Origin of the sequence: Bacteroides caecigallinarum, assembly GCF_021530995.1 — a bacterium.
GTDB classification, from domain to species: domain Bacteria; phylum Bacteroidota; class Bacteroidia; order Bacteroidales; family Bacteroidaceae; genus Phocaeicola; species Phocaeicola faecigallinarum.
This window is the reverse complement of the sequence record NZ_JADYTF010000088.1, coordinates 1-15,571: the sequence shown is the minus strand read 5'-3', so window position 1 is coordinate 15,571 and position 15,571 is coordinate 1. Positions and strand designations below refer to the sequence as shown.

At 36.7% G+C, this 15,571-nt stretch carries 16 protein-coding genes; 5 read left to right on the top strand and 11 right to left on the bottom strand.

The genetic code is table 11. The annotated features are described in order from the left end of the window. Window positions 1-125: 125 nt before the first annotated feature. From tnpB to I6E24_RS11705, 10 genes are all read right to left on the bottom strand, one after another. Window positions 126-458 carry an IS66 family insertion sequence element accessory protein TnpB gene (gene tnpB / locus I6E24_RS11750; protein WP_072530537.1) on the bottom strand — a complete coding sequence of 111 codons (333 nt, stop codon included), beginning with the start codon at window positions 456-458 and terminating at the stop codon, window positions 126-128. Next, window positions 452-814, bottom strand: coding sequence for a hypothetical protein (locus tag I6E24_RS11745; protein WP_072530538.1), 363 nt, complete (start codon window positions 812-814; stop codon window positions 452-454). The genes tnpB and I6E24_RS11745 overlap by 7 nt, the downstream gene beginning before the upstream one ends. A 473-nt stretch (window positions 815-1,287) precedes the next feature. After that, a complete protein-coding gene (locus tag I6E24_RS11740) occupies window positions 1,288-2,127 on the bottom strand; it encodes a hypothetical protein (RefSeq protein ID WP_235328735.1) in 840 nt (279 codons plus the stop codon). Then, on the bottom strand, window positions 2,117-3,160 hold the full coding sequence (locus tag I6E24_RS11735; RefSeq protein ID WP_235328734.1) for a DGQHR domain-containing protein: 1,044 nt from the start codon (window positions 3,158-3,160) through the stop codon (window positions 2,117-2,119). The genes I6E24_RS11740 and I6E24_RS11735 overlap by 11 nt, the downstream gene beginning before the upstream one ends. Before the next feature lie 515 nt (window positions 3,161-3,675). Further along, window positions 3,676-4,170, bottom strand: a complete 495-nt coding sequence (locus tag I6E24_RS11730; protein ID WP_235328733.1) for a very short patch repair endonuclease — start codon at window positions 4,168-4,170, stop codon at window positions 3,676-3,678. A gap of 6 nt (window positions 4,171-4,176) precedes the next feature. Continuing rightward, window positions 4,177-6,348, bottom strand: coding sequence for a restriction endonuclease (locus tag I6E24_RS11725; RefSeq protein WP_235328731.1), 2,172 nt, complete (start codon window positions 6,346-6,348; stop codon window positions 4,177-4,179). Next, window positions 6,345-8,264 carry an AAA family ATPase gene (locus I6E24_RS11720; protein WP_235328729.1) on the bottom strand — a complete coding sequence of 640 codons (1,920 nt, stop codon included), beginning with the start codon at window positions 8,262-8,264 and terminating at the stop codon, window positions 6,345-6,347. The genes I6E24_RS11725 and I6E24_RS11720 overlap by 4 nt, the downstream gene beginning before the upstream one ends. Beyond that, complete coding sequence (locus I6E24_RS11715; RefSeq protein ID WP_235328728.1) at window positions 8,264-9,769, bottom strand: DNA cytosine methyltransferase; 1,506 nt, start codon at window positions 9,767-9,769, stop codon at window positions 8,264-8,266. Before I6E24_RS11715 ends, I6E24_RS11720 begins: the two co-directional genes overlap by 1 nt. Further along, window positions 9,759-10,973 carry a DNA cytosine methyltransferase gene (locus I6E24_RS11710; RefSeq protein WP_235328727.1) on the bottom strand — a complete coding sequence of 405 codons (1,215 nt, stop codon included), beginning with the start codon at window positions 10,971-10,973 and terminating at the stop codon, window positions 9,759-9,761. Before I6E24_RS11710 ends, I6E24_RS11715 begins: the two co-directional genes overlap by 11 nt. A 99-nt stretch (window positions 10,974-11,072) precedes the next feature. After that, a complete protein-coding gene (locus I6E24_RS11705) occupies window positions 11,073-11,273 on the bottom strand; it encodes a helix-turn-helix transcriptional regulator (protein WP_235328726.1) in 201 nt (66 codons plus the stop codon). A gap of 874 nt (window positions 11,274-12,147) precedes the next feature. On the opposite strand from I6E24_RS11705, the gene I6E24_RS11700 reads away from it, so the two are divergent. From I6E24_RS11700 to I6E24_RS11690, 3 genes are all read left to right on the top strand, one after another. After that, window positions 12,148-12,402 (top strand): hypothetical protein, encoded by a 255-nt coding sequence (locus I6E24_RS11700; protein ID WP_235328725.1) that lies wholly within the window; start codon window positions 12,148-12,150, stop codon window positions 12,400-12,402. A gap of 94 nt (window positions 12,403-12,496) precedes the next feature. Continuing rightward, the gene (locus I6E24_RS11695) at window positions 12,497-12,856 is read left to right on the top strand and encodes a DUF2958 domain-containing protein (protein ID WP_235328724.1); all 360 of its coding nucleotides are present in this window, start codon (window positions 12,497-12,499) and stop codon (window positions 12,854-12,856) included. Window positions 12,857-12,955: 99 nt separating this feature from the next. Then, on the top strand, window positions 12,956-13,339 hold the full coding sequence (locus I6E24_RS11690) for a hypothetical protein (RefSeq protein ID WP_235328723.1): 384 nt from the start codon (window positions 12,956-12,958) through the stop codon (window positions 13,337-13,339). Here I6E24_RS11690 and I6E24_RS11685 read toward each other — a convergent pair. Continuing rightward, the gene (locus I6E24_RS11685) at window positions 13,336-13,557 is read right to left on the bottom strand and encodes a helix-turn-helix domain-containing protein (RefSeq protein WP_007835189.1); all 222 of its coding nucleotides are present in this window, start codon (window positions 13,555-13,557) and stop codon (window positions 13,336-13,338) included. The two genes, I6E24_RS11690 and I6E24_RS11685, sit on opposite strands and share 4 nt — an antisense overlap. Before the next feature lie 761 nt (window positions 13,558-14,318). Here I6E24_RS11685 and I6E24_RS11680 point away from each other — a divergent pair. Together I6E24_RS11680 and I6E24_RS11675 are read left to right on the top strand one after the other, a co-directional pair. Further along, window positions 14,319-14,879: a ribonucleotide-diphosphate reductase subunit alpha gene (locus I6E24_RS11680; protein WP_235328722.1), complete on the top strand. Its 561-nt coding sequence runs from the start codon at window positions 14,319-14,321 to the stop codon at window positions 14,877-14,879. Window positions 14,880-14,883: 4 nt separating this feature from the next. Then, the gene (locus tag I6E24_RS11675; RefSeq protein ID WP_235328721.1) at window positions 14,884-15,372 is read left to right on the top strand and encodes an SLOG family protein; all 489 of its coding nucleotides are present in this window, start codon (window positions 14,884-14,886) and stop codon (window positions 15,370-15,372) included. The last annotated feature ends 199 nt before the right edge of the window (window positions 15,373-15,571 follow it).

The following is a 15,571-nucleotide window of genomic DNA, read 5'->3' as shown; positions in this document are numbered from 1 at the left end:
GACCCCACGCATGATATAGAAAACTGCTGTTCATAATTGTACGTTTGCTTGTGCTTATTCAAATATACAATTTGTGCAGCGGTTTTCTTCTTTAATAAACTATCACGCGAAATGTCGGATGAACCTTAAATTCTTATGCTCGTTATTACCGGAGTTTCAAGTATCGTGACCAGGTCTTTCCAGTCTATCTTATACACTGTCACATCGTCCTTGCGCTCTATCCTCATGAACCTGTAGCCCTTTATGAAGGACTTCTCATGAAGATAATAGGCATTGCGCTCATAGTGTATCATGCGAACCTTGCGCTGGTCTTTAGACATGAACATGTAAACATCGCCGTTCATCGGGTCACGGTGGTACCTGCCGCGGATTATCTCACATATACGCTGAGCCTTGCATCTCATATCATGAAGCTCAGGAAGGTAGTAGAAGTTGTGAAGACCGTTGATGCTCAGCATAAGCCCTCCAGTTTCTCTACCAGCGTTTTCAGCCCCTGATAGTCTAAGCCTTTCTTCTGAATGCACAAGCCCTCACGGGTTCTTATCGTTACCATGATACTTCCTTTATGGGGAGTTGTACGTTTGGGCTTGTCCTCAGTAACATCCTCATGTGTATTGTCGCTTTGGAGCAACTCTTCAGGAATACCTTCCACTTCTACAGGTACAACCTTCTTCTGTGTCTTCTTGAACCAGTCATAGAATGCCGTGTATGGAATATTGTTGCCAATGCAGAACGAGTTGATGGAAACTCCATTGGGCTCACCCTCGGTTTTGTAGAGGAACCACAGTCTTTCAAAATCTTTTTCGCTAAACATAATCTTTCGAGTTTTAAGTTTAGCACGAAGGTATGGGAAAGAACCATGCTAGTCAATACGCCAATTTTGGAAGCTTACATGCTGTTCTAAAAATAACCAAAACAATAACGACAATCGAACTGCGGCTTCCTCTAAACGGCACAATTATTTCCACAATTTTATTACTTACCCTTGAACATAGGTCTCTAAAGTTACTTTTCAATTACCTGAGGATTTGGGGTAACGCAATGACGAAATCAGGGGAAAGTCTCCTTACTTAAGAATAAAAAATCTCCTACTTTAGACTTTGTTTACTTCATTTATAGGACTAAAAGCAAGAGATTTTTATGTTCCCACTTTTGGATTATAATTAAGTCTATCTCTATTTCCCATTTTGAACCTCATTAATAATATTGAAGTTTATTTCTATCTTCAATTATAATTATTCGATTTTCTGTTACCATTTTAAGATTCAACAAAATAATATTATCTATCTAACCCTCGTTCTTATATACTAGCCTTTCAATAGTTTCATCTGAAATAGAAAGGCGCTGTAATACCGAAATTATATGCTCTAATTCCCCAGTTATGAACGACAGATCTATACTAAATCTTTGAATATGTTTTAGCAAAACTTGAAGTTTGTAGTATGGTATTGAAATCATGCTATAATCTTTATCAAACAGATATACTCCATCACTATTAATCGAGGAGTCTATATGATTAAATAATGCATCTATTTTATTCTGTATAATCGCTTTATGCGTTTTATCAAGCAATCTGTCAATTCTGGGGTCAGGAAATACTTGCATTTGATAATTTACTCGTTCACGTTGCTTTAGCATCCACATATATGGACTATTATCATCAATCTGATTAGATGAGACTAAATCTGAAATAGCCCCATCTTTTACAATTGTTGAATAATATCCAATAGTTAATTGATGATCTCCTCTTAATTTACCTAATCTAAACTCAGAAAATTGCGTTTCTGTATTAAGATTCAAACAAAATAAAGATCCATTACGAATTAATAGATAAGAATTACTTAATAGCTCTCCTCTAAGACAATAGAATACAGAATAGTACAACTTTACTATACTCCAAGCTGAGTATCCTGCAGAGATTCCCTCAAGTGCTTGAGTAAATGAATGTATCGCTTTAAGCCAATATGAAACAGCATCATATTCTATTTTAGGCCGAATATCAGCTATGTCATTCACTGATAGATTAAGTTCACGTAATTTTTGCTTATATGAATCCCATTTAGTGATATCAGCACATCCACATTTAAACTCAATATACTCTTGTACATCATTCCGCTTAAAATTCATATTCCTCAGGATTTGTTGGAATATCTTGCCTCATCATCTCAAAAAGAAACGATGAAATTTTTTTTCTCCCACTCTTGCCATCTGACGATTTAATTTCTGATTGAGTAATCAAATCTCCAGAATCAAGTTTCATTAATTCTGCCATATGCTCCTTAGTAAATTTTCTATCTGTTTGACAACGTGGAATAAGATGTTCTGCTAGGAAATCAAAGGCTCCATTAAAACCTGCACCTTTAATAAAAGGATTTTCATTTTTCTTATCCCATATTTTTGCAGCAGTATAGGCATCTCTTATGACTGAGTAAAAATTTAAAATGATTCGCTGTTGAGATTCAATATCAGATAACTTAAACTTGGCAAAAGCACCGTCTTTTTCAAAATGAGGTTTCATAGCATTTACCATTATGGATAAATCTATAAGACCAGGTTGTCTTGTCGGACCTGGATACCTAACCATTTGAAAGTAGGGAGATTCTCTATTTGTATTAAGTTCTGCTACAATATCTCTCACACGATTAATCACATGTTCTGAATCTTCTACCGATTCTCCAAATAAATCATAAATAAGACTTTTAGGAACAGGTTTTTGCTCACTATTAATATTCAAAAATATTTTTGCTGCATCAGAAGTATTTAAGTTAATAAACATACTAACCAATACATCCAATTCTCCATATTTGGGATCAATATTAACAGCCTCTTGTATACCAGCAATACGATGTTGTCCATCAAGCATTTGTACTCGACGTCCCTGAAGTGGTAAAACAATACCTTCTTTTTTAATTTTTGGCGAATTAATATTATCTGTCCAGTTAAGGATAAAGCTATTTACAAACGAATTACCTTGTAACACAAAATCTTTTATATCGTTAATTCTACGTTTGTTAAGAACGCGCTGCACTGCACCTTGCTCTGTACTGCCACCACGAATCGCTACATATTGAATTGGCAGTAAATCTTTTGCTTTCATGACAAAAGTATAGCATTCATGTCCTAGAAAAAGAGACTCTACATATTTATATTCTTGATTCATAATATAATATTAATTATTCTTGTTTTCACAAAGTTATGATTTTATTTGTTTGATAACAAATATTAGTCATTAATTCATAAGCTATGACTGTAATTTTATTTGCAAGATGTAATTTCTCAAGAAACTATCTCTACGCTACATTTTTAATCAGTCAGTTATCTTTTTAAATGACACAGTCACAAAAACAATCGTATATTTCTAGCAAGCTTATCCGTAAGAAGAATATGTATAAGAAATCGTATTATACAATCATAAACCTTAATATGGATATGAGTGCAGATACAGTTTGAAAATAGCCAAAACAAAAACGACAATAGAACTGAGACTTCTCCTAAACAGCACAATTATTACCACAATGTTATTGCTTACCCTTGAACGCAGATCCCTAAAGCTACTATTCGATTATCTTGGCATTTAGGGTAACGCAATGACAAAGTCAAGAAATAAAAATCTAAATAAAGTCATCTGCAGAGTTCAAAATACTATATTAGACTTCCTTTTTGACTGAAACTATATCAATCACAATCAGGTTCAGCAGCCAATAAATCGTTTTCATAGTTCTCATTAGGTTTTATACTTCTGTCAATCAAAAAAATATGATTAAGTGTATACTCCAGTGATTTTAAAGTCTGTTCACGAAATGCTGGTTTAAGTTGACATTCCCATACTATAATACAATGCCATCCCATAGAAGCCAGCTCTTTTTGCTCTTTTATGTCGCGTTCCTTATTTTTCTGGATTTTATCCTTCCAGAACTCTGAATTTGTTTTCGGTAGTACAAAGTACTTGCATCCGTCATGACCATGCCAGAAACATCCATTTACAAATACTACAGTTCTGTATTTCCGTAATACCAAATCAGGATGCCCAGGCAGACGAGGATGATTCAGCCGGTAGCGGAAGCCCCGGCTGAACAAGAACTTACGGACCAGTAATTCCGGCTTGGTATTCTTGCCACGTATTGCTGACATATTCTTATGTCTCTGTTCTTTTGTCAATCGGTCTGCCATAAATGATTATTCAGTAACAAAACTTTTTATAGGAATCAGCTGTGGATGATAACTGGTCTTCGGATTCCTTGTTATTGGCAATAAGTTCAGTTTTCCAAAGTCAACCGCAACATCCGTTTTGACCTTATAAGTCAAATATAAATCTGCATCTTTCTTAGTTGTTATCACATCATCCTGCATCTTGGATTTAGGAACCAATGTTGGTCCTGTACCATCAAACATGAACAGTTCATATCGGTTGCTTTTATTGTGTATCAATAAGTACCTTGCTTTTGTAAACCCTTCTACCAGAGTAAGTGTTGCTCCATTCATTTGCAAAGCTACACCTACAGTTCCAGTTCGCTTTAGAGTTGATATAGCGTTATCAAAATTAACACCTTCCTTTACAATACAGAGAGCAAGGTCTGTATTATCTGCCTTATATTCTACTATAGGTTGAACGTCAGGAAGAACTTCGTTTGGATCCTGACCTAAACGGCATTCTTCCACATAAAATGCAGTACGCAACATTTCTATTAGTTCTTGATTAGTTTCTATATTTTCTGGCTTTCTATCAAGAGCTAATGAGTATACAGTCTCATCCGTATAAGGTGTATACACCTTACCTATCAGTTCCTTGAAATGCTGCTTTATATATTCTTCTCCATTTATGTGTACCTTAGCACGCATTGCATAGAAACTGTAATCCTGCTGCAACCACTCTTGTATCTCCTTGCGGAACATTCTTCTCACTTTCTGTTTCCATTTATTCTTTTGACTTCTATCATCACGGGCATAAAGTGAGAGTACATAAAGGAAATTTACGTCATAGTGAAAAAGAAGAAGTGTATCTCTGTCAAACAAGCGATTTTCATAATGCGTTTTCTTATGTCTCTTATTTTCCCTATGAGTCTGCACAATACCGTCATCTGCATAGTCGAATTTTTCATTCATCATTGCAGAAACAAAAAAATTCGGGATAATATTATATCCTTCAGTTATGTCATCCCTTAACCTGACTCCAGATTCCGGCTCTTTATTATCCAAAAATATATCAAGATTCCATTGAATTACATTACGTGCGTAAGTATATTGTTTATATATGGATTCAGAACCGAGTTCATGCCCCATTTTATAATACTTACTATCACCGATATAATATGTCTGCTTATCTTCATTATCAATCAGGCTCTGCGCTGTAAACAAGTGATCAACCACTTTACCGTCCTCCTGTTTCTTATCCATTCCATCAGGTAACGGCTTATCTCCAATAAGTTCATCTATTATAGCTTCGAAGACTATATAGAAGTTCTTAACCAATAGATATTCTTTATGTTCTGTTGATACACGCAAATGTCGGGATTCATCAAAAAAAGCAAAGCATAATTCCCAGAGTTCTATAGCCTTATCAGAAAAATACTTATACTTTATCTGGCGTAGTCGCGTACAACCATATCCATTCAGATAAGCTTCAAATTTTTGCCCTTTAATAAGTGGGAATTGGACACAGATATTCTTAGTAAAGCCATACTTATCCCCAATATAATTCAATATTGAAAAGAATATGACAAGCAGTTCTTCATCAAAATTTATCTGACGCTTCTTATTTGCCGGGTTCAGATAAATCGGGGAATTTTCCTGAATTATAGCTGGTTGCTTTGCTATAGTCCTTGTCCAATTAATCTTGTTCAACCCACTATGCATATTCTTCACAATATAGAAGAAAAAGCTTTGATTCTCCTTTGCAAACCTGATAAGTGTAAGCAATATATCCAGATATGTATTGCTCCTCCTGCGACGACCACTTCCTACTTGCTGTATTCTTTTATGATATACGATTCCTATATCAGACTGTTTATCATCCTTATATACAACAATTGCACGATATATCCAGACTGCAAACTTATAGACAAAATCACGCTCTTCTTTTGTCAGCGGATTATGTTCATCCAAATCAAGTATTTCTTCAGGACGATATTTACCAAAAACCAGATTTGCCTTCTTTGAGTCTTTTGATTTATCATCCATCAATAAAACCTTTGGAAGAATAAACACACAGTCACGCTGTAAGGTATTATAATAATACCCTACATAATGAACAGACACCTTACCCTCTACATTCTCCAAAGCATCAATACCATAGAGGGTGTCTTTTACATCAGTGACATTATATTGATATTCTTCTATAAGTATTCTCATTCCCTAATCTTTTCTATATGAATACCTAAATCACTTTCATTTACTTTATTCACAAAATCTCGTATTCTCTCAGGGTTAAATTGATTTGAAATATACACAGTCGTTCCGTCAGTCAATACATGAATCTTTGATTTATCAGCTAATTTTTGATCTTTGGAATCTGCTGTCCTATCTTTGTATTGGGCTTCTGTTTCAATAAGATTAGGTATTTTGACTCCTAAAGACAACCACCTAGAAACCACATCACTACTTGACAAACTCGGATTTTCAGAACAGAACATTTTAATGGCCTCAAAAGGAGCACGGCATTTTCCGTAACTTCCAATACCATTTATTGAATACCTTGAAGTATCAGTGTTTCCTCTTTCATCAACCTCATTAATATCAGGATCAGTATTCTCAGATTCTTTATTAACTTCACTTACAATTCTTACATCAAGATTCTTCAGGAAAAGTTCAACCTTTTTTTCAGCAACCTTAGATTCATGTCCTTCCGATTTATAGAACTTGTCAAATGTCAACTTGTGTTCATGTCCTTCAGAGTCTTTCTCATCATTGAAAATATCATTATTAAACTCATAATCTTTGAACACGTCATTCCACAAATAGAATAATACTTTTCCAACAAACCTATCTGACTTGATTATTTTGTCCTTGTCAGCTTTGCAGAAAAAGTAACCAAGTTTTTTATCTTCTGAGCTGGTAGTTGAAGCAATCTTATCATTTATTTTCGTTACGAAATCCCACCAATCATAATGCTTTCCGTTAACTTCAATAACCCATCCTTTACCAGCATCCGAAATAGGCATATAAGTCCAATCCCAACGACGTTTAAATGCTGAATCTATTGGAAAAAGTGATTGGTCACTGGTATTCATTGTAGCCCAAATGTATAGGTTATTTGGCAAAAGTAAGACCTCACCTTTAAATATTTTCTCTGCTATGGACTTACCATTATACATTGAGTTTATCTCAGATACTTTCTCATTTGGCAAGTTGATTCCATCAAAAGCTTTACAAAGCTGCTTTTGCATATCTTTATCAGCTGTAATAGGATAGTCCGAGTATCCGGCATCATTGCGGTCCAACAATTGAAAAAGGTCACCAAAAATTTGAGCACAGTTACCTCGATTGATTTCCTCTATCACAAGATACTGTGGGGTTCCATCTAACCACATCTTCCAGGCATTAATATATGCTTGTAAAAATGATTGAGCCACAAATTTATATACAATTTGCTCCTTGTGTAATGATGTTCCCCCTATTTTCATCGGTTCTCCCAACTCATTACATATTGGCAACATGTCTGTAGTTGGTTTATATGCTCCTACAAATGTAGAATAGTCACTATCAGGATGAAATGTTGTACGGATAACCTCTTTATCTCTTGTCATTCTGTTAATTGTATACGACTTACTTGTTCCTGGTGCACCATAAAATATTTGCTGGAGACATTTTTCTTCCTGATTTTTGGAATGTTCGCAAATATCTTGAGTATTGTCATTAATCACAGAGAAACAGAAGGACTTAGGATTTATCTGTGCTTCATCAGGACGTAAAAATGTTATATAAAATGATGGGCTTCCATCTTTTATACGACTTTCCAATCGGACAACATCGTTTTCTTGAACTCCATTAGCCTTAAATAAATCTCCCAGACTCGGTATTCTCTTTTCATTATTACTTTGAGCAAAATGAACTAATCTTAAATCTATAAGATCATCGTCTTCATGTCCTTTAGTAAGATTCTTAGCCTTAAATTTCTTTTCAAGAACACCATTATTACTCTCTAACTCAGCCTGAAAGAAATCTTCTGAATTAAAATCATTCGGCATACGAATGTATATTTCATGAGTTCCTTTATTACCGACTTCTGTTGCAGTCAGTTGTTTATAATAAAAAATTGACTTATTCATCAAACATACTTTTTAATAATCATTGCTATTTGTTTTGCCATAATCACTGGTACTGCATTACCAATTTGCATATAAGTTTTAAGATATGGTCCTAAAAAAACATAATCATCAGGAAATGACTGTACACGTGCTGCTTCCCTTGGGGTAATACTTCTAATTTGAGAAGGATGAATATGTGATAAACAATCCATACGCAAATGAGCAGTTATTGTGCGACAAGGTCTATCTGCATACAACTTGTAATATTTATCTTTAAATATACCATTCCTATGGGCATATGGCATAATATCAGCAATTTTAGGACTGGTTGAATCCTCACCTGGTGAAAGCCTCCTAAATATCTCGTAATTTACATCACTACAGTATCTTGCCTTATGATTAAAGACAAAAGGTATATTTCTATTACCATTTATCATACATAAATAATCATTACCGCAACTGTCGTATTCATTGTTATCAATTTTCTTTCCTGTAATGTCATCATCAACTTCTGTCATACCTTTTATTCTTGGTGCTTCCAAAGGTTTTATAAACTCTAAAGCAGACTGAAGATTTACTTTGGCATTATTCCGACAAGCTTCTTCTATTTCCTCAAAGATCTTATCAGCCGATATTCCTTCTAAAGAAGCAACATCATTTCTAACGGCTATATAAATTAAACGTTCACGACTTTGTGCCACACCAAAACTTGAAGAATTTAAGAGCCGATAAGATATATCATAGGTGTATTCCTTACCATCCTTATTAATATTTATGGCCTTATAGTCTTCTACAACCTGGTCAGCAACAGACAACATACCACGAACATTTTCCATTAAAATGAATTTAGGAGCAATACGCTTAACAGCTTCAATGTAATATTTATATAATTCATTTCTAGGATCATCAATAATACGCTGTTGGTTAGCACTACTGAATCCCTGACAAGGAGGACCTCCTATAACAATATCTATTTCTTCAGGAATATAGTCATTGATATTATTTACAATCTTTCTTATATCTTCTTTGACAACCTTGTTTGCTGGTAATTCTGGGTGATTGAAACGATAGGTTTGTACACAGACATCTTCATGATCATTTGCAAAAACGACTTTAAAACCAGCCTGAGAGAAACCGCAACTTAAGCCACCTGCACCAGAAAAGAAATCTGCAAATTTTGGAGCATTATCTTTCTTCACTTTATCTTGAAGTTCTTTACGATGTTTGTTACTTAACCTATACAATAAATGACCATATAGTATTTTATTGTTAATATAGAACTCCACAGATGAAATCAAGTGGATATAATTTGCTCCAAGAACTTTCTTTAGAATAACTAAATCTTCTGAAGTCTCAATAATACCCATACTGATTAACTCTGAACATGCAGCATAAGATGGTTCCGAAATAATCGCAACAGTCATTTTATTCTTATTTGCAATTATTTCTATCATACGTATATATATGAGTATCAATTCTTGAAACTCTTTCTTTTTCGTTATATGTTTTACTGATTCAAATATCATTTAAATTCTTTTTTATTGATATAGCCAGTGCTTCTGCAAACAATGGCGGTACTGCATTTCCTATCTGTTTATATTTTTCTCCTCTACTGCCTTTAAAAACAAAATCATCAGGAAAGGATTGTATACGAGCAGCTTCCCTCACAGTAAATGAACGGGCTTGAGATTCATCAGGGTGAATGAATTGAAAACCATCTTTATGAATATGGGCCAATATTGTCTTTGACGGTAAATCCCACCATTGAACTACATAACTATTATCAAACAGTCTTGCTCTTTCATGCTCATATTGTGGCATTTCTCTTCTTAATTGGCCAAAAGACCAATGATGTGAAATCATCTGTCGGAAGCGTTCTCTGTCAAGTTCATTATGACTCCTGGCAATATGATCATATAAAGGATGTATTCCTTTCTTGGCAATTTGCTTTAAGAAATCATTATTGCATTTATAATCATATTTGTCTGTAGAAGCATCCTGTCCCGGTTCAACTTTTGGCAAATCTCCAATTGCCTCTTTTACATCAACGAAGCGTTTTAAGCCTTTTTTATCTTCTTCTCGTGTTTCAGGTGCCCAATGCGTTTTTAATACATTATTGTATAAATCAATAGCTTGCTTCCCTTGAATATCTTTACGGACTCCCATAATAATAATTCTCTTTCTAAGTTGGGGTACTCCGTATTCAACTGTGTTGTGAGTTAATATTTTGGGATCACTGATTACATCATATTCTTTTCCTAGAGCACCAATAATCTGAGGAAAAATTGGTTTACCTTCAACTTTCGCAGATAGTACCCCAACTACATTTTCGAACACAAAGAACTTTGGACGATAAAATTCCAAAATCCTAACATAACTCTCAAATAGATAATTACGAGGATCTGAAGACATTCCTTTTGAATCTCTAACTCTTCCTGCTGTGGAATATGCCTGACATGGAGGTCCCCCTATAATTATATCTACAGGCGTAGAACCTACTGCTATATTTATTTTAGGAATGATATCATCAGAGGTTATATCGGCTTCGATTACTTTTTCTTCTGCATCTTTGTAATTATAATAACGCATTCGCTCCCGAAGAGTTTCACATGCCCAATGATTAATTTCTATATGAGCTAACGCCTCAAAGCCTTGTCTGTAAAATCCTTCAGACAAGCCTCCACAACCTGCAAATAAATCTATAAATGTATATTTTCTTTTCAATGTCATTAATTACTTTATTATCATAATTGTTGTTCATCAAGCAAACACACCTGATGAAGTCAGAGTATATTTTACACTATTTTTTGTATCAATTCGCAGATATCCTTAATATGAACGAATTAAATCATTCACATTAACACCCAATACCTTTGCTATTTCTATTAAAGTCTCCAATGATGGTTGAGAAACATTTGTACACCATTTAGACACTGTTGCAGGATCCTTCTGTAATTGCTCTGCAAGCCATTTGTTGGTTCGTTTTTTTTCAGCCAAAACCACTTTAATCCGGTTTATATCTTTAGCCATACTACTTTGATTAATATAAACCGCAAAATTACAAATTAAATGATTCTATGAAAGCAGGGAATATAGTATTTTTTGTCTTTTGTTCGCTTTTATTGCGTTTTAGCCACTATTACGAATGTTGTTTTTTCAAGAATAAGCCTTACAAATCTTTACACAAATTTACTATACTCTGAGAAATACTGAATAATAGCCATAATTGTTGAATAAAATTAGTTCAAGTAAAGCTATCTACTTTTCTGAAAACAAAAACTATCATATCTATTCAAAATACAAGCAAACTGTTCTGACTGTTCGTATTTCATGCGATGCCGAAACAAATTGCCTTATAAAGCGGAAACTAACCGGCTGGCTGGCTTCGTATCCCGATACCAGACAAGTTTCAGCCGACAGATTCATACAATCATGCAGATAAATCAGGACAGTTGCCAAAGACAGAGCCTTTAAGGTTGCGCTACTCTTCACTTTAAAGGCTCTGACATTGACAACAAGTTATCGGTGGTTCGTCTGAAAACGAAAACATATAGGCCGTCCCGATGATGCAGGCTAAAGCTTGCAATGCCGGAACGTCCTATATTCTTGAATACTCGTCTTAAAATACAGGCAAGCTGTTCCGACTGTTCGTATTTCATGCGATGCCGGAACAACTTGCCTTATGCTACGGAAACTAACCGGCTGACTTGCTTCGTATCCCGATACCAGGCAAGTTTCAGCCGACAAGTTCATACAATCATGCAGATAAATCAGGGCAGTTGCCAAAGACAGAGCCTTTAAGGTTGCGCTACTCTTCACTTCAAAGGCTCTGACATTGGCAACCGGTTACCGGTGGTTTGTCTGAAAACGAATACTATACTCTTCAGAAATCTTTGAATACTGAATGGCAGGAAATCATTGGAGCATCATAGCCGGAACCGTTTCTTATGTGCAAAGGTACTGCGGACTGGAGAAACGCCAAGTGACGCTTGCGCTTTCAGTCGGAGGACTTGACGGCAGCCTTCCGCAAATTTTCTCATACCTCAAAAATTTGGGTATTCCGTCTGCATTCTCTGACTTCACACTTGTCTTATTCTCCCTTTGGTCCGCAGTTACAGATGCACATAAAACGGTTTTTCCCGCCCATGAAGCTCAATGAGTTTTACCAGAGGGAAAAGAACTGGAACTTCAAAATCATGTGTTATGCGAACAAAAAGAATGAGTATCAAACAATCCTTTAATTTTTTACTGATATGTGCAGATTGATGACGACACAACTGGCGGAAGCTCTGGAGGGTTATCCGCTCTACTCCCAGGACGGCAAGGGGAAAGAGGCTGTTTGCCGTGCGGTTTTTGCCCTTGGTTCTGTAAGGTGGTTTATCCTTGAAGGAAACAGGGAGGATGAAGATGTGATTCTATTCGGTATCGTAATCGGACTCATGGAGAACGAATACGGGTATGTTTCCCTCAATGAGCTTTCGGATGTGGAGCTTGACCTGAGTGCTCAGGGGCTTGGCAAGCTTCAGGTAAGGCAGCAGCAGAACTTTAAGCCGGTTCCGCTGAAACAGATTCAGGACAGCAGGCTTCAGGAATTTCTTGCAAGGTTTGAATAGGCTGTATGAAAACAGAAGTGGCCGGTCCTATCCGTCACGGACAAGACCGGCTGCTTATTATAGCAGGTAAATGAAAACAAAACTATAATTGTATGGTAAATGGAAAATTGTCGTAATATTTTTAATCTCTCCGCCCGGCATGGGTGGAGCGTTTCTATGGAAAACATGGATGGAATCCGGTTTCTCAATTTCAGGAGGAAGACTTCGAGCGGTGTACCGTTCTGCTTTACCATTGAAGCCGGTGACGGTACAGCCGGATGCATAGCAAAAGAAATATTCTCTTTCGTCACTGCCGTTGTTCCTGAACAATGTGCAAGGGAATGGATGATTCAGTCGGGAGCAATGGAGCCGTCGGAGTTCCTTCAGGCTGTTTCCGACATGGAGGATGTCAGGCTAAGGGCAAGGCTGCTTGCTCTTGAACTTGCAGCTATGAATGCCAAATGTAATCTTTTGGATACCATTCCATGGGACAGACTGAACTAACGGTGTTTCTTACGCTTGCGGCCACGTTTGGGCAGACCGGTTTCCTTGTAGGCTATCAGGTCAGTTCCTCTGAACACCCTTTTTGCCTTGTCAGGTATCTTCAGGAAAGCCAGCGGCTTTTCCAGGTAACGGATATAGGCATAGATGGTGCAGCGGTGAACACCCAGGTAGCGTGCTGCCTCCTTCACTGAATATGTCTTTTCGGGAACGACTTTCATTATTTCTCATGCTGGTTATTCTTTCGTTTATGCTATAATGTAAAGGTAAACATCTGATTATTAGCAGTCAATACGTCAAATATGGGATTATTTCGGAGATTGTGGGAATACGATGGATTATGTGTTACCATCATATTCAATACGGCTGGACTAAGGCGGTTGATGGTAAATCTGTTTTTACGGAAATAAGGAAGGCATATATTTGATGGTTGACAGCGTTGACAGCAAATCCAATGCAAATCCGGCATAAGGCCAGTCTGGGAAACTGCTGTAATACAATACATTATATTCTTTCTGATTTTTCTTATAAAGAATAGAATATTATAATGTGTCAACGTTTGGCTATGGATTTTTAGCGGACTGAAAATTGTGGCTACACTTGTCAACGTTTGTCAACGTATGATTTCCATGTGAAGTATCTGATACACTGGAAAATACTCTCTGTCAACACTGTCACCCCTGAAACGGGTACATTTTATTATCTGAAAACATCTGATGCGAAAGGGATACAGGTTATCCTAATGTACCATTACAGCCACAGGTTTGTTCAGCATGCCTCTGCAGATATTTTTTTGCAAAGGTATCTCCGGCATTGCAAACGTCAAACACAGGGCTGAAAATCTTCCTCAAACGGGGTTGAGCGTATTTTCAGCTTCCCTTGTAGTTTGCCTTATTGAATGCCTGCGCTTCTGAGAACTGCAAAAAATATCCTTCGGGCAAGCTGAAAAACTTGCAGACAGAAGGGAAAAAAATCAGAGCGTATGGTACAGATGGACGAAAGCATCAGAAAGCAGTTGGAAAAGCCACAGACATGGTTCTGCAAGTATTTTCCCAAACGTATTCAGAATGTGGGCGAGAAGGAAATTGCCGACAGACAGATGGTCTATGACTTCAAGGACGGAAGGTCTCATGAAGCGGTGGCACAGATGACGGCAGCAAGAATGATTGAGGAACACGGCAGCGGATGCTCAAAGTTGGTATTCATTCCGGTTCCGGCATCATCAGTAAGAAAGAATGAAATCCGGTATATGGACTTCTGCAAAAGGGTATGTGAACTCACCGGAGCGATAAACGGATATGACCATGTAAGGGTATGCGGAGAAAGACTTGCTGTTCATGAAAACCGTAAGGCTGAAAAGGAAATCAGAAAGGTGAGCGTCATAGAGTTTGATGAAGAGTGGTTCAGAGGTAAGGCAGTCATAGTCTTCGATGATGTAATAACACGCGGAATCAGTTTCGGTATATATGCGAATCAGTTGGAGAGTTTCGGAGCGAATGTCATTGAAGGCATCTTCCTTGCAAGAACCCATTATAAAGTATAGAACTATGAACGGAATATTATCAGAAAAATCAAAGTCACTGGCTTTCACGGGACACAGAACTGTTTCCGTAGAAAGACAGAATGAAATAAGGGCACGGCTTGTTGAAGCCGTGTCGCTTGCATACAAATCAGGTATAACCTGCTTCTATTCAGGAATGGCCATGGGATTCGACCTGATGGCCGTTGAAACTGTATTGTCACTGAAGGGAAAGTATCCGGATATACGGCTCATTGCCGTTATACCTTTCAGAAGACAGAACTGCCGGTGGCCTTCCATGGAAAAGGAACGTTATCAGAATATAATTTCCAGGGCTGACCGGGTTATCATATTGAGTGAATACTATTTCAAAGGATGCCTTCTAAGGCGCAATGACTTCATGCTGGAGCATTCATGCGGTTTGATTGCCTTTTATGACGGCAAGTCTTATGGTGGGACATTCTATACCTGCAGAGAGGCAGTGAAGAAAGGTATGGACATACTAAATCTGTACTGAAAACCAGTCCGGATTATACTGAAAATATTGTACAAAACAGATGTGCAAATTTCTTGCATATCTCATTTATAATGTAAGCATTCAGTAAACCCCGTCAGAACTCAGTCTTGATTCTTTATATTTTTGTACCCATAACCAATATTGTACAAAAATGAAGAATATGACATTAGACCAATTCAAGCAGACATACGAAGACTGG